This window comes from Streptomyces sp. E2N166 (assembly GCF_003671715.1).
Taxonomy (GTDB): domain Bacteria; phylum Actinomycetota; class Actinomycetes; order Streptomycetales; family Streptomycetaceae; genus Streptomyces; species Streptomyces thinghirensis.
Map to the genome: position 1 here is coordinate 1 of NZ_RAIF01000014.1, position 1,674 is coordinate 1,674.

Below are 1,674 nucleotides of genomic sequence, written 5' to 3' on the forward strand. Positions count from 1 at the left end.
CAGGTGGACGATGACGCCCCGGCCGTTGCAGTGGACGCAGGTCTCGGAGAACGACTCCAGCAGCCCCTGCCCGACCCGCTTACGGGTCATCTGCACGAGCCCCAGCGAGGTCACCTCGGCGACCTGGTGCTTCGTACGGTCACGGCCCAGGCACTCCAGCAGACGCCGCAGCACCAGGTCCCGGTTGGACTCCAGCACCATGTCGATGAAGTCGATCACGATGATGCCGCCGAGGTCGCGCAGCCGCAGCTGGCGCACGATCTCCTCGGCCGCCTCCAGGTTGTTCCTGGTGACCGTCTCCTCGAGGTTGCCGCCCTGACCGGTGAACTTGCCGGTGTTGACGTCGACGACGACCATCGCCTCGGTCCGGTCGATCACCAGCGAACCGCCGCTGGGCAGCCAGACCTTGCGGTCCAGCGCCTTGGCGAGCTGCTCGTCGATCCGGTACGTGGCGAAGACGTCGACCTCGCTGGTCCACCTGGACAGCCGGTCCGCGAGGTCCGGCGCCACGTGGGCCACGTAGCCGTGGATGGTCTGCCAGGCGTCGTCACCGCTGACGACGACCTTGGTGAAGTCCTCGTTGAAGATGTCGCGCACGACCCGGACGGTCATGTCCGGCTCGCCGTAGAGCAGCGTGGGCGCGTTCGAGCTGCCGCCGCTCTTCGCCTTCTTCTGGATCTCCTCCCACTGCCCCTGGAGCCGCTCGACGTCGCGGCGCAGCTCGTCCTCGCTCGCACCCTCGGCGGCGGTGCGCACGATGACGCCCGCGTCCTCGGGGACGATCTTCTTGAGGATGGTCTTCAGCCGGGACCGCTCGGTGTCGGGCAGCTTGCGGCTGATACCGGTCATCGAGCCCTCGGGCACGTAGACCAGGTAGCGGCCGGGCAGTGAGATCTGGCTGGTCAGGCGTGCGCCCTTGTGGCCGATCGGGTCCTTGGTGACCTGCACCAGGACCGACTGGCCGGACTTGAGGGCGGACTCGATGCGGCGCGGCCCGCCGGACATGCCGAGGGCCTCGAAGTTGACCTCACCGGCGTACAGGACGGCGTTGCGGCCCTTGCCGATGTCGATGAAGGCGGCCTCCATCGACGGCAGCACGTTCTGCACCTTGCCGAGGTAGACGTTGCCGACGTACGAGGTGGCCTGCTCCTTGTTGACGTAGTGCTCGACGAGCACGCCGTCCTCCAGGACGCCGATCTGGGTGCGCTCGCCGTGCTGGCGGACGACCATGACGCGCTCGACGGCCTCGCGGCGGGCCAGGAACTCGGCCTCGGTGATGATCGGAACGCGTCGGCGTCCCTGCTCACGGCCTTCCCGGCGGCGCTGCTTCTTGGCCTCCAGGCGGGTCGAGCCCTTGATGGACTGCACCTCGTCGGACGGTTCGCCCTTCTCCCGCGGGGGACGGGGCTCGCGGACCTTGACGACGGTGCGCTCGGGGTCGTCGGCGGACGACGGCTCGGCGTCACCGGAGCCGTCCCCGGCACGGCGACGACGGCGCCGGCGGCGCCGGCTGCTGCTGGAGCCACCGCCCTCGCCCGAGGCGTCCTCGTTCTCCTCGGCGTCCTCCTCGGCCTGCTCGGCGGTGTCCTCGGCGTCCTGCGCGGCCTGCTCGGCGGCGTACTCGTCGCCGTCGGCGGAGTCGCCCTCGGCGGCGTCGCCCCGGCGACGGCGCCG

General features: G+C 70.3%; 1 protein-coding gene. It reads right to left on the reverse strand.

The features are described from left to right. A partial coding sequence (locus tag EBH09_RS14230; protein ID WP_121747397.1) for an Rne/Rng family ribonuclease occupies positions 1-1,674 on the reverse strand: 1,674 nt, incomplete at both ends.